The sequence below is a fragment of the Azonexus caeni genome (genome assembly GCF_048146105.1).
Lineage (GTDB): Bacteria > Pseudomonadota > Gammaproteobacteria > Burkholderiales > Rhodocyclaceae > Azonexus > Azonexus aromaticus_B.
Genome location: NZ_JBKJAD010000001.1, coordinates 607391 through 624612 on the forward strand (window position 1 = coordinate 607391; position 17222 = coordinate 624612).

Here is a 17222-nt window from a genome sequence, read left to right on the forward strand (position 1 = left end):
GCATGGCATGCCTGCCGACGCCGGCGCGCCACGCCTTGTGCAAGCTGTTCGGGCGCGCCGAATTCACGGCCGAGGAGGTCTGTGCGCTCGGCTACCGGCGCCTGCAGCGGGCCGAGGGCATCGGCCAGAAGAGCTTGCAGGCGATCATCGACTGGTTGGCGCAGCACGGTCTGACGCTGGCGCCGCCGGCAGCGCCGGCCGGGCCGGCGGATGAGTTGCCGGCGGCGCTGCGCCAGTCGATCGACGGTGCCGTCCGCTTGCTGCGCAGCCACGGCTACCGGGTGCATCGGGCGCGCGAACGGCGGCGGGATTGAACCCTATATCCGTTTTCGTGATTTGCTATTCGTTTTTAATTATTTCACGGCATAACCGGATGTTCTTAAAGTTCGCTGATCGATGATGCGGACCGGGTGTCCGACGGGAGAGCGAGCATGAATTTCCAGCAACTGCGGATCGTCCGCGAGACGGTGCGTCAGGAGTTCAATCTGACCGAGGTGGCCAACGCGCTGTATACCTCGCAGCCCGGTGTCAGCAAGCACATCAAGGACCTCGAGGACGAACTCGGGATCGAGATCTTCGTCCGCCGCGGCAAGCGCCTGCTCGGCCTGACCGAGCCGGGCAAGGAACTGGTCGGGGTGGTCGAGCGCATCCTGCTCGACACCCAGAACCTGCGCCGCATCGCCGACCAGTTCGCCAGCCGCGAGACCGGCCACTTCGTCGTGGCGACGACGCACACCCAGGCGCGTTACGCGCTGCCGAAGATCATCCAGTGGTTCAAGGCGGACTATCCCAAGGTACACCTGACCCTGCTCCAGGGCAGCCCGCAGGAAATCGCCGAACTGGTGGTCAGCGGCCGGGCCGATATCGGGATCGCCACCGAGGCGATCAACAAGGTGCCGGAACTGGCGTCCTTTCCCTATTACTCGTGGCACCACGCGATCATCGTGCCCGACGGCCATCCGCTGCTCGACTGCCGGCCGGTGACGCTCGAAGCGCTGGCCGAGTATCCGGTCATCACCTACCACGAAGGCTTCACCGGTCGCGCCCACGTCGATGCGGCCTTCGCCGACGCCGGCGTGGTGCCCGACATCGTGCTTTCGGCGATCGACGCCGACGTGATCAAGACCTATGTCGGCCTCGGGCTGGGCGTCGGCATCGTCGCCTCGGTCGCCTACCACCCGGAACAGGACCGCAACCTGCAATTGATCGAGGTGCCGCATCTGTTCCCGGCCAACACCACGCACCTTGCGGTGCGCCGCGGCACCTACCTGCGCAGCTATGCCCACGCCTTCATCGAGAAAGTCTGCCCGGACCTCGGCGAAGCGGCGCTACGGGCCGCCCTGAAGCCGGCGGCGGCCGAGTAGGCGCGCTCTGCCGGTTGTCGGTCGGCGGCGCTCATTGCCTGCTCCCGTCGGTCAATTGGTGGCAATTGTCGTCCCTGTCGCGGCAGGTGCTTGACCCTCTCTGACAAAGCCGAAATACTGCCGCGGATCGCCAAGAGAGGGATCGATGATGAACGACAGAGGCAGTTTCCGCCGGAGCGCGTCGCAACAACTGCGTGATCAGGCGTTCTGAAAATGGTCGCGAGCCGGCAGTCCGATTCTCCGAGCGACCCGCAGACCTGCTTTCGCGCCATTCTCGACAGGCTTCCCTTTCCGGCCTGGCTGAAGGACACGGAAAGCCGCTTTCTCGCCGTCAATGAAGCCTTCGTCCTGACCTTTGGCCTGGGCGGGGCAGAAGCTCTGGTCGGCAAGGACGATTTCGCCATCGCGCCGCGCGAATTGGCCGAAGCATATCGGGCGGTCGACCGCGAGGTGATCAGCAGGCATCAGAAGATGGTCGTCGAGGAGGAAATATGCACGCATGGCCAGCGTCTCTGGTTCGAGACCTACAAGGCCCCGTTTTTCGACACGAACGGCGAATTGCTGGGTTCCATCGGTTTCGCCCGGGATGTCAGCGAGCGCAAGCAAGTCGAGGCGCAGCGGGAAAAGGACCGCGAGCGTCTGGAACTGGCCTTGGCCGGAGGCGATCTCGGCATGTGGGACTGGCACATTCCCAGCGGACGGGTCCTCTTCAACGAGCGCTGGGCATCGATGCTGGGCGAGTCGCCGGAACGACTGGCGCCACACATCGACAGTTGGCGCAGCCGCCTGCACCCGGCAGACCGGGCGCGGACCAAGGCCGCCTGGATCGCGCATCTCCGCCGCCAGACACCAGCCTACGAATCGGAACATCGGGTCCGTCATCGCGACGGTCACTGGATCTGGATACTGGACCACGGCAAGGTCCTCGAATGGGATGCCGCGGGGCGTCCGTTGCGCGCTGTCGGTACGCATCTCGACATCAGCGTCCGCAAGGAGAACGAGAGACGGCTCCGGGAAAGCGAGGAGCGCTGGCGGCTGATCCACGAGCATACCGGTGAGGCGATCATCTTTGCCTGGCCGGATGGTCGCATCGACACCGCCAACCCGGCGGCGTGCAAGCTGTTCGGCCTGAGTGAGGAAGAATTCCGCCGTCGCGGGCGAGCCGGGATCGTCGATATGGACGATCCACGCCTGCGCGATGGCCTCGTCGAACGCCTGCGCACGCGTCAGGCCCGGGGCGAACTGACCTGCATCCACGGTAGCGGCCGGCGCTTTCCCGCCGAAGTCATCTCGACCCTGTTCGTTGACAGCAAGGGCGAGTTGCGCAGCATCAACCAGTTTCGCGACATCACCGCGCGCAAGTGCCAGGAAAGTCAGCAGGAAGAGAGTCGTCAACGTCTTGAGTTGGCGCTGGCCGGGGCCGATCTTGGAATGTGGGACTGGCACCTGCCGAGCGGACAGGTCTCGGTCGATGCCCGCTGGGCGGCGATGCTCGGCGAAAGGGCGGAGCCGGTGGTGACGCGGGCCGACGCCTGGGAAGGTCGCCTGCATCCGGACGATGTCGATCCGCTGCAGCGGGAACTGAAGCAACAATTGGCCTCTGACGCTGGCGTTTTCGAAAACGAGTACCGGCTGCGTCACCGCACTGGTCACTGGGTCTGGATTCTCAGTCGCGGCAAGGTGATCGAGCGGGATGGCGCCCGGCGTCCGCTGCGCGTCGTCGGCACCCACCTCGACATCACGCGACGCAAGGAGGCGGAGCGGCTGTTGCATGATCAACTGCATCTGCTGCGTCTGCGGGACAATGCCCTGTCAGCCATTTCGCAGGGGGTGCTGATCACCGACGCCGCGCAGCGCATCACCTATGCGAACAGCGCTTTCGAAACAATCACCGGCTATACGCTGGCCGAAATTCGTGGCCGGGAGTGCAATTTCCTGCAGGGGCCGGACAGCGACCCGACAAGCCGGGCGGCGATCCGTGCCGCCCTGCAGACTCGCCAGCCGTTTCATGGCGAACTGCTGAACTATCGCAAGGATGGCACGCCGTTCTGGAATGAACTGTCGATCACGCCGGTTTTCGATGACGAGGGACAGGCCAGTCAGTTCGTTGCCGTACTGCGCGATGTCACGGCCCGCAAGCGTGACGAAGACGTGCTGCGCGACCAGGCGGGGCGGATCGAATCGCTGTCTCGACACCTGCTGGCGACGCAGGAGGAAATGCGCCGCCGTCTGGCCGCCGATCTGCATGACCGGACCAGTCCGAATCTGGCGGCGATCTCGATCAACCTCGGTCTGCTGAGCGAAGCCCTGTGTTCCAGCGGAGACGATGAAATCACCGCCCGCCTGGAAGACACCCGTGCCCTGATTGAAGATACCGTTGCCAGTATTCGCGACATCAGCGCCGAGTTGCGCTCGTCGTTGCTCGATTACGCCGGCCTTCTTCCCGCGATGGAAAGCTATGCTCAGCATTTCCGGCGTCGCACCGGCATCGTCGTCCGGATCGACGTAGCGGCGCCACCGTCAGTGCTGGCGGCGGAACTGGAATCGGCGCTGTTCCGTATTTTCCAGGAGGCACTGACCAATGTTGCCAAGCATGCTCACGCCACGACGGTCGTGGTTGGCATGGTCCAGGACCGTTGCGGTCTGAGCTTGTCGATCAGCGACGACGGTAGCGGGTTTGACGTGGGGCGCCTCGGCGAGCCCTCTTTCGAAAGCGGTCTGGGCTTGGTCAATATGAGGGAAATGGCGGAATTCTCGGGCGGCAGCTTTGCTCTCGAGTCCGCCGCAGGCAGCGGGACGCGCATTTTTGGCCGGATTCCCGCGGCGGCGTTCGCTTGAGCGGAGCCGACGCCGGCTCCGCCGCGCTACGCTCTCCGCAAGGGCGATAAGCGCTGGTTTCGGGCGCGCCAATCCGACGCAGCCTGGGGGGGAATACCGGTATCCGGGTAGTTCGGCTAGGGGGTTTCCGGGCTACCGCATTCCGTGGTCGATGGATATCATCCTTTGCTCTATAAATAAATCACATCTGTCATTTGCTGGGCTTTTTCTAGATTTGTTTGCCGCCGGCGAGATTGACATGTAACAGGGGCGGAACTCGGTGAGCATCGGGGGCTTGGGGGGCGCCACGAAAGTGAGGCGCGATTGGCGAAAGTGACTGTGCGGTCCGGTGTGGTGGAAGCCTGCTTGGCTAGCGATAGCGCTGCTTTTGTCCTTGTGTCCATAAGAGAGGACCGTCAACCCGATTGCATTACCCACCGGTGAGGTTTTTGCGGATTGAGTCGATAACAAGTCCAATATGACAAAGCGCATATTTCTCGCCGATGATCACCGGATGTTCCGCGAAGCCCTGCGTTTGCTGCTCGAACGCGTGCCCCGCCTGGTGGTCGTGGGGGAGACCGGGAACGGCAGCGATGTTCTGCAACTGGCGCAACAGAGCGCAGCGGATATCGTATGCATGGATATCGGCATGCCGGGGACGAATGGCATCAAGGCTACCCGCCAGTTGCTGGCCACCATGCCGGCCACCAAGGTGATCGCGTTGTCCACCTATGTTGAGCGGCGCTACGTGCTGGACATGTTCGACGCCGGCGCGGCCGCCTACGTCACCAAGGCCGAGGCCAGCGACGAACTGCTGCGCGCCATCGAGGCGGTACGAAGCGGGCGCCATTATCTCTGTCCCGATGCGGCAACCTTGTTGACCGGTAATGCCGCGCTCCCCGGCATGCTCGGTAGTCCACCGCAGACCCAGCTCAGCCCTCGTGAGCGCGCGGTTCTGGTGCAGGTGGCCAAGGGCCGCACCTCGACCCAGATTGCCGAGCAGATGAGCATTGCGCCGTCCACGGTCGAGGTGCATCGCCGCAACATCATGCGCAAGCTCGATCTGCACAGCATCGCCGAACTGACCCGTTACGTCATCAGTTGCGGTTTCGATCAGGAATAGACGGTTTATTGCGGATTTCACCTACCGGCTTCCTGGTAACAGGAATAGCGGTTTTCGTGAATATCGGGTGTCGACGGCAGTCGATATCATCTTTGGCATAACAGATAAGCATTTTCTGAATATTGGGCACCAAAGAAGCTTTGTGCCATCTTTGTTGTTTTAGATAGATGTGACATCTGGTCTTCACCCGATTTTCGCTGCAGTTTGTGGCGAATTGGATGGTCTCAGGGGATAGGGCTGGATGGACATCGAACCGAATACCCGTTTGCAGGAGCCGGTAATGCTTGCCGAACGCGTGCGGAGCGCGCTACGCAATGGTGATATCGCAGAGGCAAGGAACTTGCTGCTCAGCAGCAGGGAAGATCCCGCGCTCTGGGCGGAAGAGCTCTGCCATTACCAGATTGAACTGGAGAAGCAGAATCGCCGGCTGCTGGATGCCAAGGAAGAAAGCAAGCAGGCGCCGGTCGAGGCGAAGTCCGCGCCGGCGTCGAGCGAAGCACGCTTGCGCGCCATTCTTGGTTCGGCGCCGATCGGCATCGCGGTCATGGATGCGGCGCGCCGCTTCATCGAAGTCAATCCGGCCTTGTGCGCATTGACCGGCTATTCGGCCGATCAATTGATCGGTCAGTCGTCACGCAAGCTTTATCCGGACGAGGCCAGCTTTGCCAGGGTCGGGCGGGACAAGCTCGCTCGTTTCGCGCAAGGGGCGACTTACGAGATCGAGCTGCGCATGTTGCGCAGCGACGGGCATCCGCTCAACGTTGCCATGTCGGCCGCGCCGCTTGAAGAAAATGACGCCGGGCAACTGTCCACCGTGATCATTCAGGACCTCACTTCCAGCCGGGAGATCGAGAGTGAACTGCGCTTGCGGGTGGCGGCGCTGGATGCCGCAGCCAACGCGATCATTGTCACTGAGGCCGACGGAAGCATTCAATGGGCCAATGCCGCCTTTTTCGAGATGAGCGGTTATGCGGCGCACGAAACCTTCGGCCGGCGCCCCGGCGAACTGCTGCGCAGCGGCCAGCAGGACCCTGGCGAATATGAGCGCCTCTGGCAGACGATTGCCAGTGGTCGGGTCTGGAAAGGGCAATTGATCAATCGGCGCAAGGACGGCAGCCTCTATCACGAGTTCCAGACGATCACGCCGATCCCCGACCGCGATGGGAAGATCAGCCACTACATCGCCGTCAAGCAGGACGTCAGCGAGCGCGTCCAGAACGAACAGGAACTGGCGGCCTATCGCGAACACCTCGAGGAACTGGTTGCCGAGCGAACGGCCGACCTGCAGCAGGCGCGCCTGAATGCCGAGCGTCTGAGCCGGGTGAAGAGTGAGTTCCTGTCCAACATGAGCCATGAGATTCGCACGCCGATGAATGCCGTGATCGGCTTGGCGCAAGTTGGCGCCCGCGCCAATCGCGACCGGAAATGTGGAGAGAATTTCCGACGGATTCTTGAATCCGGGGAATTGCTGGTGGCGATCATCGACGACATCCTGGATTTCTCGAAAATCGAAGCCGGCAAGCTGCAGCTCGAATCGCGCCCGGTCAGCCTGCAGCGACTGATCGACCGGGCCGTCGATCTGACGGTGGAGCGTGCGCGGAGCAAAGGCATCCGCTTCTCCATCCGCAAGGACGACAGGCTGCCCGCGGCTTGCCTGGGCGACGAAACCCGGTTGTTGCAGATACTCATCAACCTGCTTTCCAACGCCATCAAGTTCACCGATCAGGGAAGCGTCGTCCTCGAAGCCGGCGTGGTCGAAGCGCGCTTGATGTTCCGTGTCATCGACACCGGCATCGGCATGACGCAGGAACAAATGGGCCGTCTCTTCTCGCCTTTCGAGCAGGCGGAAACATCGATTCCCCGACGGTTTGGCGGCACCGGGCTCGGTCTCGTGATCTGCCGGCGTCTAGTCGAGGCGATGGGGGGCGAGATTCGGGTGGATAGCCGTAGCGGATTCGGCAGCGTGTTCGAAGTCCGGCTTCCCCTGCGGCCGACCGAGCTGGCGCTCAAGGAGGGAGCCGAGGTCGCTGCGACGGGGCCGCGGCTCAGCAATGTGCGCATCCTGGCGGCCGAGGATAACGAGATCAACCGTCTGGTGCTGCAGGAGATGCTGGCCGACGAAGGGGTTCGCCTGAGCTGCGTGGAAAACGGCCTGGAAGCCGTGCAGGAAGTTGCCCGGAGTGGCGCCGACGCCTGGGATGTCGTGCTCATGGACATCATGATGCCGGTCATGGATGGCTACGCCGCGGCACGTCGCCTGCGGGAGATGGCGCCCGAGCTGCCGATCATCGGTATCACGGCGCACGCTCTGGCGGATGAGCGCGATAACTGCCTGGCTGCCGGCATGGTCGAGCATGTTGCCAAGCCACTCAATCTCGAACTCCTGATCAGTGCGATCGAGCGCCATTGCCGGCGTTCCGGAGGGGGCTGAGAAAAACAAGGGGTGAGCGATTTCCGGGGATTTCCAGGAATCAGATATTTCCAGACGTTTATGTGGGGCATGGCAGTCAATATGAAAACCATCTTTCTTGTCGATGATTCGGCAACCATTCTGTTGAGTATTTCCGGCATTCTCGCCAAGGCCGGTTATGCGACCGAGAAGGCGGCCAGTGGCGAGGAAGCGCTGCGCAAGCTGCAGGGCGGGCTGAAGATCGATCTCCTGATCACCGACCTCAACATGCCGGGGATGAATGGCATCGACCTGATCAAGGAAGTGCGCAAGCTGGCGGCCTGCAAGTTCGTGCCGATCCTGTTCCTGACCACCGAGTCGCAGCAGTCGCGCAAGCTGGAGGCGAAGGCGGCCGGGGCGTCGGGCTGGATCGTCAAGCCGGCGACGGCGGACGAGTTGCTCAATACCATCAAGCTGGTTATCCGCTGATGAGCCAGACAAGCTTCCTGTGGCGGGCCTTTCTGGTTAGCGCAATGGTGGCGCTGGGGGCCGGTGCTGCCGTCTATTTGATGCATGACGTCTTCCATCGAGCTTTCGCGCCAGCCAGCCTGGCTGACGCTTTGGGTACGGTTTTTATCGTCGCTGTCGCCTTTCTCGGGCAATACCTTGTCTCGCTTGCCTTTTTTCGCGACTGCTCGCTCGGCCTGGGGGATGTCGCAGCGCGGCATGCTCGTCAGGAAGCCGCATTCCATCAAGTGAACGAAGAGGTCTCGGGCGAGTTGGTGCAGGTACGGGACTTCAACGAAGTGGTGCGTGGCCAGTTGAAGGGGGTCATCGACGAAACCGAAAGTGCCGCCTTTGCCATTGTCAGCCAGTTGCAGACCATCGACGAAGTGGTTGCTTGCCTTGATCGTTTCGTCAGCCGGACAACGGACGAAAGTGCCGAACTGGCCAGGGATTCGGAAGCGCGCATCGCCCAGAACCAGGAGGTGCTGAGGCGCATGGAGGGCTATGCTCGACAGCGCCAGCAGGAATCGGAGCAGGATCAGCTACGGGTGACGCAGGTGGTCCAGGAAGCGCGTTCGCTCGAATCGCTGGTCCAGTTGATCAAGCACGTCGCCGGCCAGACCAACCTGCTGGCGCTCAACGCCGCCATCGAGGCGGCTCGCGCCGGCGAGGCGGGGCGCGGCTTCGCCGTGGTCGCCGACGAAGTGCGCAAGCTGTCGGGCGAGACCGAGGCCGCGGTGCTCAAGATCAGTCAGGGGATTGCCGCTGTGGCCGAGCACATCGAGGAGCAGTTCCGGGACAATCTGTCCAACGTCAACCTGGTTCAGGAGAGGGAATTGCTCGATTTCTTCTCCAGCCAGATGAACGAACTCGGTCATGGCTACGAGAAACTGATGCGGCACGAAGCCGGTGTTCTCGAGCAGATCAGCGACAGCAGCCAGCAATTGGCGGCGATGTTCATGGAGGCGCAGGCCAGCGTCCAGTTCCAGGATGTCAGCCGGCAGCAGATCGAGCAGGCGATGCAGGCGCTCTCCCGCCTTGACGGCCACGCCGGCCTGCTGGCGGAGCGGCTACGCGCCTTCGACGATCCCGCGTTCAAGTACGAACCGATCGCCGAGCATCTGCAGGCGCTGTACAGCCGCTATGTGATGGAAAGCCAGCGCAGCACGCATCAAAGCGTGCTGAAGCATGAAACAGCCGGTGTGGCGCCGGTCAGTTCGCGCATCGAACTTTTCTAGGAGTACCCGATGTCTGCCAAGGACCCTCTCGTCGTCAGCCAGCCGCTGACCATCTACCACGCACTCGCGCAGAAGCAGCAACTGCTCGACGCGCTGGCGGCCACCGCCGAACTGGAACTTAACCTGTCGCAAGTGGCCGAGATCGACGCCGCCGGCCTGCAATTGCTGGTGCTGCTGAAGAAAGAAGCGCAACGCTCGGGCAAGCGGGTACGCATCGTCGCGCACAGTCAGGCCGTCAGTTCGCTGATCGATTTCTGCGATCTGGCCGCCGAGTTGGGCGACCCCTTGGTCATTCCGGCGCACGAAGCCGGCTGAGAAGAGGAGACGAGCATGGATGAAATCACCAGCGTCTTTGTCCAGGAAAGCCGCGAGCAGCTTGCCGAGATGGAATCCAGCCTGCTCGGTCTGGAACAGAATCCGGACGACCCGGACAAGATCAACGCCATCTTCCGCGCCGCGCACACGATCAAGGGCGGCGCCGGCGTCATCGAATGCCATTTCATCGAAGCCTTCACGCACCGCGTCGAGAATGTCCTCGATGCGCTGCGCAACGGCGCGCTGGGCGTCACCCCGGCGCTGACCACACTGCTGCTTGGCTGCTGCGACCACATGCTCAGCCTGATCGACCTGCTGGCGGCTGGCGAAGCCGGGCCGGCGGGCGAACTGCAGGCGCAGGGCGAAGCGCTGGGCGGGCAGGTGCAGGGCTTTCTCGACGGCATCGGCGAGATCGGCGGAGACGCGGCGGCGTCGGCATTGACCGTCAGCGATAGTACGGTCGAGGTGGAAAATTCCGGCAGCGCCATCGTCCTCAATGACAGTTGGCACGTCTCGGTGCGTTTCGGCGAGAACGTGATGCGCGGCGGCGTCGATCCCTTGTCCTTCATCCGCTACCTGGGTTCGCTGGGCGAAATCCTCAGCATCGCGACGATTACGGACGCGATTCCGGTTGCCGGCGAGATGGACCCGGAGTCCTGCTACCTCGGTTTCGAGATCCGGCTGCAGACGCGCAGTTCGAAGGCCGATATCGAGCGCGTCTTCGACTTCGTGCGCGACGAATGCGAACTGCGCATCCTGCCGCCGAACAGCCGGCTCTCCGAGTATCTGAAACACATCCAGGAATTGCCGGAAGACAGCATGCGCCTGGGCGAAATCCTGGTCCGCTGCGGCGCCCTGACCCAGGCCGAACTCGAACAGGGGCTGAGCCGGCAGCAGCGTGCTGCCGACGCTGAAGGGCATCCTTCCCAACCGCTGGGCGAAATCCTGGTCGACCACAAGGTGGTCAGCCCGGAAGTGGTCGAGGCGGCGGTGGTCAAGCAGGCGCAGGTCAGCGAGAAAAAGACCCGGGAAGCGCGTCTGGTGCGCGTCCAGGCGGACAAGCTCGACCAGTTGATCGACCTCGTCGGCGAACTGGTGATTGCCGGCGCGTCGGCCAACCTGCTGGCGCAGAAGAGCCGGCAGAGCGGGCTGGTCGAGGCAACCTCGGTGCTGTCGCGGCTGGTCGAGAACATCCGCGACGCGGCGCTGCAGTTGCGCATGGTGCAGATCGGCGACACCTTCAACCGCTTCCAGCGTGTCGTGCGCGACGTCTCGAAGGAACTGGGCAAGGAAATCGAACTGCAGATCAGCGGCGCCGAGACTGAACTGGACAAGACGGTGGTCGAGAAGATCGGCGACCCGCTGATGCACCTGGTGCGCAATTCGCTGGACCACGGCATCGAACCGACCGCGCTGCGTCTCGAACGCGGCAAGCCGGCCTGCGGTCGGGTCTCGCTCAACGCCTATCACGACTCGGGCAGCATCGTCATTGAAGTCGCCGACGACGGCGGTGGCCTGAACCAGGAGAAGATCACCGCCAAGGCGATCGAGCGCGGCCTGATCCAGCCCGGCGAAACGCTGTCCGAGCACGAAGTGGTCAACCTGATCTTCGAACCCGGCTTCTCGACCGTGGACAAGGTCTCCAACCTGTCCGGACGCGGCGTCGGCATGGACGTCGTGCGGCGCAACATCCAGGCCCTGCGCGGCACCGTCGATGTCGCCTCGGAGGAAGGACAGGGGGCGACCTTCACCATCCGCCTGCCGCTGACGCTGGCCATCATCGACGGCTTCCTGGTCGGCGTGAACAAGGCGGCCTACGTGATTCCGCTCGACACCGTCGTCGAATGCATCGAACTGAAGAACCTGCAGTCCGAGCGCAACTTCATGAACCTGCGCGGCGAGGCGCTGCCCTTCATCCGCCTGCGCGAACTGTTCGACATCGCGGGCCAGGCGCCGGCGCGCGAGAACATCGTCGTTGTCCAGTTTGGCGGACAACGGGCCGGCATCGTCGTCGATCAGTTGATGGGCGAGTTCCAGACGGTGATCAAGCCGCTCGGCGCGATGTTCCGTCACCTGCGGGGGATTGGCGGTTCGACCATCCTGGGCAGCGGCGACGTCGCGCTGATCCTCGATGTTGCCGCCCTGGTCCAGTCGGTGACGCAGAGCGAGCAACAGCGGCTTTCCGAACGGAGCCTGGCAGCTCCAGCAGTGCTTTCCAACAACCCTTTCTCACAACATTAATTACGGGGTGCCCAAATGTTCAAGAATCTGAAAATCGGCGTCCGGCTTGGTCTGGGCTTTGGCTTTGTCCTGATCCTGCTGGTCAGCATATCGACCATTGCCGTCCTGCGCGTCGAAACGCTCAACGAAGAAATCGCCAACATGGTGCATGACAAGTTTCCGAAGACGATTCTCGCCAACGACGTGATCGACCAGGTCAACCTCGTCGCCCGCGTGCTGCGCAATGCCCTGCTGGAAAACCGGCCGGAAGAGGCACAGGCCCAGCTGCAGCGTCTGGGCGAAGCGAGCAAGATCATCAGCGATCGTCTGGAAAAGCTCGACAAGATGATTGTCACGGACGACGGTCGCCGCGTCCTGGGAGCCGTCAGCGAAGCGCGCAAGGCCTATGTCGCCGACCTCAACAAGACCCGCGATCTGGTCACCGCCGGCAAGCGTGACGAAGCGACGACCCTGCTTTTCGGCGCCATGCGCAAGACGCAGGCGGATTATCTGGGATCGATTGCCAAACTGATCGATTACCAGAGCGAACTGATGGAAGCGGCCGGCGAGCAGGCCGCCGAGCAGGCGCAAAGCGCCAGGAACCTGATCCTCGGCTTCGCCATCAGCGCGATCCTGCTCGCCATCGTCTTCGCCTGGTGGGTCAGCCGTTCGATCACCGTGCCGATCAACCATGCCGTGGAGGCCGCCGGGCGCCTGGCCGAAGGCGACCTGACGGTCAAGCTGGAGTCTGACAGCAAGGACGAAGTCGGCCAGTTGCTGAGCGCGATGCAGAACATGATAGGCAAGCTGACGCAGATCATCGGCGAGGTGCGCAGCGCCGCCGACAACCTGACCAGCGCCGCCGGCCAGGTGTCGGCCACCGCGCAGTCGCTGTCGCAATCGTCGAGCGAGCAGGCGGCGTCGGTCGAGGAAACGACGTCGTCGATGGAGCAGATGTCGGCATCGATCACGCAGAACACCGAGAACGCCAAGGTCACCGACGGCATGGCGGCGAAGGCCGCCACCGAGGCGGCCGAAGGCGGGACGGCGGTGAGTCAGACGGTCGAGGACATGAAGAGCATCGCCAGCAAGATCGGCATCATCGACGACATCGCCTACCAGACCAACCTGCTGGCGCTGAACGCGGCGATCGAAGCGGCGCGCGCCGGCGATCACGGCAAGGGCTTCGCGGTGGTGGCCGCCGAAGTGCGCAAGCTGGCGGAACGCTCGCAGGTTGCCGCGCAGGAAATCGGCGACCTCGCCTCGACCTCGGTCAAGCAGGCCGAACGCGCCGGCACCTTGCTCACCGAGATGGTGCCGACCATCCGCAAGACCTCGGACCTGGTCCAGGAAATTGCCGCCGCCTCCGCCGAGCAGTCGTCCGGCGTCGCCCAGATCAACGGCGCGATGGGGCAACTGAACCAGGCGACGCAGCAGAACGCGTCGGCCTCCGAGGAACTGGCGGCGACCGCCGAGGAACTCGGTTCGCAGGCCGAACAACTGCAGCAGACGATGACCTTCTTCCGCCTGGCCGACAACGGCGGCAGTGGCCGCGGCTTCGCCCCGTCGGCCGCGCATGCCGCCGCCAAGCCGCGCAGCGCGTCGCGCAGCGCCGCAGTCCAGATCAATGCGGGCGACTTCGAGCGTTACTGAGGAAGCATCATGGGACAAGTCGTACACACCAAGGGTACTGCCGTCGTCGCTGGCGGCGGCGCGGCGCCGGCCCAATACCTGACCTTCCTGCTGGGCGGCGAGATGTTCGGCGTCGGTATCCTGAACGTCAAGGAAATCATCGAGTTCGGCAGCATCACGGAGATTCCGATGATGCCGGCCTTCATCCGGGGCGTCATCAACCTGCGCGGCGCGGTCGTGCCGGTCATCGACCTGGCGGCGCGCTTCGGCGGCAAGGTGACCGAAGTCGGGCGGCGCACCTGCATCGTCATCATCGAGGTGGCGGACGAGGAGACTCGCCACGACATCGGCGTCATCGTCGATGCGGTATCCGAGGTGCTGGAGATACCGGGCAGCGAGATCGAGCCGCCGCCGTCGTTCGGGGCGCGCATCCGCGCCGAGTTCATTCAGGGGATGGGCAAGGTGGCGGGCAAGTTCGTGATCCTGCTCGATATTTCCCGGGTGCTCTCGGTCGAGGAGATCGCCCTGCTGACCGGCGCCGAGGCCGCCGTCGGAGAGGCAGCGCCGAGCGCAGGCGGAGCCTGAGCTGCGGCCATCCGGGCGCCGATCGAACGATGGACACCTGCCAGCTTTCCACCCAGGAGATCGAACGTCTGGCCCGGGTCATCCATCCCGGCGCCTGGGCGATCGAAGCCGAGCGGCCGTTGGCGACGCTGCTCGGCTCCTGCATTGCCGTCTGTCTGTTCGATCCGCAAGCGCGGGTCGGCGGGATCAACCACTTCATGCTGCCGAACATCCGGCGGGGCAGCAACGACGATGTCGATACGCTGCTCTCCGGCGCCTACGCGATGGAATCGCTGCTCAACGCGCTGCTCCTGCGTGGCGCCAAGAAGGTCCGCCTGCAGGCCAAGGCCTTCGGCGGCGGCACCATCATCAACACCGAGGGGCAGGCAATGAGCATCGGCGTGCGCAATGCCGAGTTCACCAAGGAATGGCTGGCGCGCGAGGGGATTCCGCTGCTCGCCGCCGATTTCCTCGGCCCCTGGACGCGCAAGGTGCTGTTTCTTCCCGCCAGCGGCGACGCTTTCTGCCGGCGCATGGTGACCAACATGGCGACCGCCGAGACGATCGCCCGCGAAGAGCGCTCCTACGCCGAGACGCTGCTGCGCAAACCGCCGGCTGGCGAGCGCAAGATCGAGCTGTTCTGATGGCCGAACCCAGCCCGATCACCGCTCAGGAATTCGCGCTGTTCCAGCGCCTGATCTACAAGATCGCCGGCATCAGCCTGAGCGAGGCCAAGCAGACCCTGCTTGTCGGCCGTCTGACGCGGCGCCTGAAAGCCTACGCCTTCACCACCTTCAGCCAGTACTACCGGATGCTGGCCAGCGGCGAACATGCGGAAGAATTGCAGACGATGGTGGACCTGCTGACCACCAACGAAACCTATTTCTTCCGCGAACCGAAGCATTTCGATTTCCTGCGCGATCGGGTGCTGGCGCAGCGCAACAGCCCGGCGCCGTTCCGGGTGTGGAGTGCGGCCTGTTCGAGCGGCGAGGAGGTCTACACGCTGGCCATGGTGCTGGCCGAGGCGCTGGGCGACAAGCCCTGGGAAGTGGTCGGTTCCGACATCAGCACCCAGGTGCTGGCCAAGGCGGCCAGCGGCCACTACTCGCTGGCGAGGACCGAGGGTATTCCGCCTGGCTTGATGAAGAAACACTGCCTGCGTGGCGTCCGCTCGCAGGCCGGCAGCTTCATGATCGTGCCCGAGTTGCGCCAGCGCACCCGTTTCTACCAGCTCAACCTGATGCACCCGGTCGATACCGGGATCGGCGATTTCGAGGTGATCTTCCTGCGCAACGTGATGATCTACTTCGATCTGCCGACCAAGACCCGGGTCGTGCATAACCTGTTGCCCAGGCTGAAGTCCGGTGGTTATCTGGTGATCGGCCATTCCGAAACGCTCAACGGCATCACCGACCGTGTCCAGGCCGTGGTGCCGACCATCTACCGCAAGCCATGAAGGACCTGCCCGAACCGCTGCGCGAAGTCGTCCTCAACCCCGGCGAATTCCATTTCGGCGGCGGCCGGACGCGCATCTCGACGCTGCTCGGCTCCTGCGTCTCGATCACCCTCTGGCATCCGCGCCAGCGCATCGGCGGCATGTGCCACTTCATGCTCAGCGGCCGCCAGCGGCCGGCCGGCGCGCCGCTCGACGGCCGCTACGCCGACGAGGCCTTCGCCCTCTTCCTCGAACGGGTTGCCGCCGCCGCTACCCAGGCCACAGCCTACCAGGCCAAGCTGTTCGGTGGCGCCAACATGCTGCGCGACCTGGCCGGCGAGAACATCGACATCGGCCGCCGTAACGTTGTCCGTGCCAGGGAGTTGCTGGCGGCGCACAATATCGTATTGCTGTCCGAGCACGTCGGCGGCAGCGGCCGCCGCAAGCTGCACTTTGACTTGTGGAGCGGCGATGTCTGGCTGGCCTTTCCCGATGGCAGCGATGCCAGCATCCGCAAGGCCGGCCGGCCCGACCTGACCTCTCTCCAGGAGAAATGACGCCATGGACGTCGAACGCGCCCTGCAAATCATCGTCGCCGACGCCGAGCGCGGCAACATGGTGTTCCCCACCCATGCCGAACTGGCGCTCAGTGTCAAACGCATGCTTGACGATCCGGATTGCGCGGTCGAGCCACTGACCCGGCTGATCGCCGCCGAGCCGCTGCTCGCCAGCCGCGTCGTGGCGATGGCCAATTCGGTGGTGTACAACCGTTCGGGGCGGCGTAGCGCCGACCTGCGCGGCGCCGTCTCGCGCCTCGGTTTCAATACGCTGCGCACGCTGACGATGGCGATCGTTATCGGGCAGATGGCGAACATGGTTCGCGATCCGACGCACCGGGCGCTCGCCGCCCGGCTCTGGGAGCACTCGGTGCATGTTGCCGCGCTGGCGCGGGTGATCGCCAGCCGCGTCACCCGCCAGGACCCGGAAACGGCCTTTTTCGCCGGTATCGTCCATGAAATCGGCGGTTTCTATCTGATCGCCCGCGCTGCTGCTTTTCCCGGCTTGCTGGAAAGCGATCTGGCGGCCTGGGTCGGCGAACGCGAGGCGCAGGTCGGCCGTTTCGTGCTACATGCCCTCGATATTCCGGAAAACGTCATGAATGCGCTGGAAGTCCTGTGGAGCGGTTACCTGGCGATGCCGGCGGCGTCGCTGGGCGACACCCTGCTGCTCGCCGACTATCTGGCGCCAGTTGAATCCCCGTTGGCCGAACTCACCGGCATGGGGCGGCGGGGGATGGCGGCGGAGATCGAGCAGCAGGTGGACGGCGCCGAACTCAGTGCCATCCTCGCCGATTCGGCGGACGAAGTCGCCGCCCTGATCGCTTCGCTCAAGGGCTGAGCGCCGCCTTCGCGCGATGGCGAGGGCGCGTTTTGCCAAAAGGGGTACACCCGGATGAAAACCCCTAGGGAGACGCTGATTTATTCCGATTTTCGGAACGACGATAGCGTTGGGATGAGAAAATGCTGAAAGCGTGACAGCGGGTAGGCGAGATGACAAAGCAAGCGAGCTTTTCTGAACTGGAATATGCGGCGAAGAAGAAGCAGACGCGGCGGGACCG

Annotated in this window: 15 protein-coding genes; all 15 read left to right on the forward strand. The window is 63.6% G+C overall.

Going from position 1 to position 17222, the window contains the following annotated elements; translation table 11 throughout:
- The first annotated feature begins 2 nt into the window (after nt 1-2).
- Entirely contained in the window at nt 3-314 is a 312-nt protein-coding gene (locus ACLIIZ_RS02770) for a hypothetical protein (RefSeq protein WP_416690670.1), read from the forward strand.
- Nucleotides 315-431: 117 nt separating this feature from the next.
- Nucleotides 432-1364, forward strand: a complete 933-nt coding sequence (locus ACLIIZ_RS02775) for a CysB family HTH-type transcriptional regulator (protein WP_416690671.1) — start codon at nt 432-434, stop codon at nt 1362-1364.
- Nucleotides 1365-1577: 213 nt separating this feature from the next.
- Entirely contained in the window at nt 1578-4202 is a 2625-nt protein-coding gene (locus tag ACLIIZ_RS02780; RefSeq protein ID WP_416690672.1) for a PAS domain S-box protein, read from the forward strand.
- A 457-nt stretch (nt 4203-4659) separates the two neighbouring features.
- Complete coding sequence (locus tag ACLIIZ_RS02785) at nt 4660-5304, forward strand: response regulator (protein ID WP_416690673.1); 645 nt, start codon at nt 4660-4662, stop codon at nt 5302-5304.
- Between the two features lie 241 nt (nt 5305-5545).
- The gene (locus tag ACLIIZ_RS02790; RefSeq protein ID WP_416690674.1) at nt 5546-7735 is read left to right on the forward strand and encodes a PAS domain-containing hybrid sensor histidine kinase/response regulator; all 2190 of its coding nucleotides are present in this window, start codon (nt 5546-5548) and stop codon (nt 7733-7735) included.
- Nucleotides 7736-7816: 81 nt separating this feature from the next.
- The gene (locus ACLIIZ_RS02795) at nt 7817-8182 is read left to right on the forward strand and encodes a response regulator (protein ID WP_416690675.1); all 366 of its coding nucleotides are present in this window, start codon (nt 7817-7819) and stop codon (nt 8180-8182) included.
- Entirely contained in the window at nt 8182-9438 is a 1257-nt protein-coding gene (locus tag ACLIIZ_RS02800) for a methyl-accepting chemotaxis protein (protein WP_416690676.1), read from the forward strand. The genes ACLIIZ_RS02795 and ACLIIZ_RS02800 overlap by 1 nt, the downstream gene beginning before the upstream one ends.
- A 9-nt stretch (nt 9439-9447) precedes the next feature.
- Nucleotides 9448-9753: an STAS domain-containing protein gene (locus ACLIIZ_RS02805; RefSeq protein ID WP_416690677.1), complete on the forward strand. Its 306-nt coding sequence runs from the start codon at nt 9448-9450 to the stop codon at nt 9751-9753.
- Nucleotides 9754-9768: 15 nt separating this feature from the next.
- The gene (locus tag ACLIIZ_RS02810; RefSeq protein ID WP_416690678.1) at nt 9769-11994 is read left to right on the forward strand and encodes a chemotaxis protein CheA; all 2226 of its coding nucleotides are present in this window, start codon (nt 9769-9771) and stop codon (nt 11992-11994) included.
- A 15-nt stretch (nt 11995-12009) separates the two neighbouring features.
- Nucleotides 12010-13626 (forward strand): methyl-accepting chemotaxis protein, encoded by a 1617-nt coding sequence (locus ACLIIZ_RS02815; RefSeq protein ID WP_416690679.1) that lies wholly within the window; start codon nt 12010-12012, stop codon nt 13624-13626.
- Nucleotides 13627-13635: 9 nt separating this feature from the next.
- Nucleotides 13636-14190: a chemotaxis protein CheW gene (locus ACLIIZ_RS02820; protein ID WP_416690680.1), complete on the forward strand. Its 555-nt coding sequence runs from the start codon at nt 13636-13638 to the stop codon at nt 14188-14190.
- A gap of 29 nt (nt 14191-14219) precedes the next feature.
- Nucleotides 14220-14813: a chemotaxis protein CheD gene (locus ACLIIZ_RS02825; protein ID WP_416690681.1), complete on the forward strand. Its 594-nt coding sequence runs from the start codon at nt 14220-14222 to the stop codon at nt 14811-14813.
- Nucleotides 14813-15625 (forward strand): CheR family methyltransferase, encoded by an 813-nt coding sequence (locus tag ACLIIZ_RS02830; RefSeq protein ID WP_416690682.1) that lies wholly within the window; start codon nt 14813-14815, stop codon nt 15623-15625. Before ACLIIZ_RS02825 ends, ACLIIZ_RS02830 begins: the two co-directional genes overlap by 1 nt.
- On the forward strand, nt 15622-16161 hold the full coding sequence (locus ACLIIZ_RS02835) for a chemotaxis protein CheD (RefSeq protein ID WP_416690683.1): 540 nt from the start codon (nt 15622-15624) through the stop codon (nt 16159-16161). Before ACLIIZ_RS02830 ends, ACLIIZ_RS02835 begins: the two co-directional genes overlap by 4 nt.
- A gap of 4 nt (nt 16162-16165) precedes the next feature.
- On the forward strand, nt 16166-17002 hold the full coding sequence (locus ACLIIZ_RS02840) for an HDOD domain-containing protein (RefSeq protein ID WP_416690684.1): 837 nt from the start codon (nt 16166-16168) through the stop codon (nt 17000-17002).
- Nucleotides 17003-17222 lie beyond the last annotated feature (220 nt).

What these genes read in the sequence shown, in the direction of transcription:
- ACLIIZ_RS02770 (WP_416690670.1), top strand. Translation starts at nt 3, where the DNA reads ATGGCATGCCTGCCGACGCCGGCGCGCCACGCCTTGTGCAAGCTGTTC.
- ACLIIZ_RS02775 (WP_416690671.1), top strand. Translation starts at nt 432, where the DNA reads ATGAATTTCCAGCAACTGCGGATCGTCCGCGAGACGGTGCGTCAGGAG.
- ACLIIZ_RS02780 (WP_416690672.1), top strand. Translation starts at nt 1,578, where the DNA reads ATGGTCGCGAGCCGGCAGTCCGATTCTCCGAGCGACCCGCAGACCTGC.
- ACLIIZ_RS02785 (WP_416690673.1), top strand. Translation starts at nt 4,660, where the DNA reads ATGACAAAGCGCATATTTCTCGCCGATGATCACCGGATGTTCCGCGAA.
- ACLIIZ_RS02790 (WP_416690674.1), top strand. Translation starts at nt 5,546, where the DNA reads ATGGACATCGAACCGAATACCCGTTTGCAGGAGCCGGTAATGCTTGCC.
- ACLIIZ_RS02795 (WP_416690675.1), top strand. Translation starts at nt 7,817, where the DNA reads ATGAAAACCATCTTTCTTGTCGATGATTCGGCAACCATTCTGTTGAGT.
- ACLIIZ_RS02800 (WP_416690676.1), top strand. Translation starts at nt 8,182, where the DNA reads ATGAGCCAGACAAGCTTCCTGTGGCGGGCCTTTCTGGTTAGCGCAATG.
- ACLIIZ_RS02805 (WP_416690677.1), top strand. Translation starts at nt 9,448, where the DNA reads ATGTCTGCCAAGGACCCTCTCGTCGTCAGCCAGCCGCTGACCATCTAC.
- ACLIIZ_RS02810 (WP_416690678.1), top strand. Translation starts at nt 9,769, where the DNA reads ATGGATGAAATCACCAGCGTCTTTGTCCAGGAAAGCCGCGAGCAGCTT.
- ACLIIZ_RS02815 (WP_416690679.1), top strand. Translation starts at nt 12,010, where the DNA reads ATGTTCAAGAATCTGAAAATCGGCGTCCGGCTTGGTCTGGGCTTTGGC.
- ACLIIZ_RS02820 (WP_416690680.1), top strand. Translation starts at nt 13,636, where the DNA reads ATGGGACAAGTCGTACACACCAAGGGTACTGCCGTCGTCGCTGGCGGC.
- ACLIIZ_RS02825 (WP_416690681.1), top strand. Translation starts at nt 14,220, where the DNA reads ATGGACACCTGCCAGCTTTCCACCCAGGAGATCGAACGTCTGGCCCGG.
- ACLIIZ_RS02830 (WP_416690682.1), top strand. Translation starts at nt 14,813, where the DNA reads ATGGCCGAACCCAGCCCGATCACCGCTCAGGAATTCGCGCTGTTCCAG.
- ACLIIZ_RS02835 (WP_416690683.1), top strand. Translation starts at nt 15,622, where the DNA reads ATGAAGGACCTGCCCGAACCGCTGCGCGAAGTCGTCCTCAACCCCGGC.
- ACLIIZ_RS02840 (WP_416690684.1), top strand. Translation starts at nt 16,166, where the DNA reads ATGGACGTCGAACGCGCCCTGCAAATCATCGTCGCCGACGCCGAGCGC.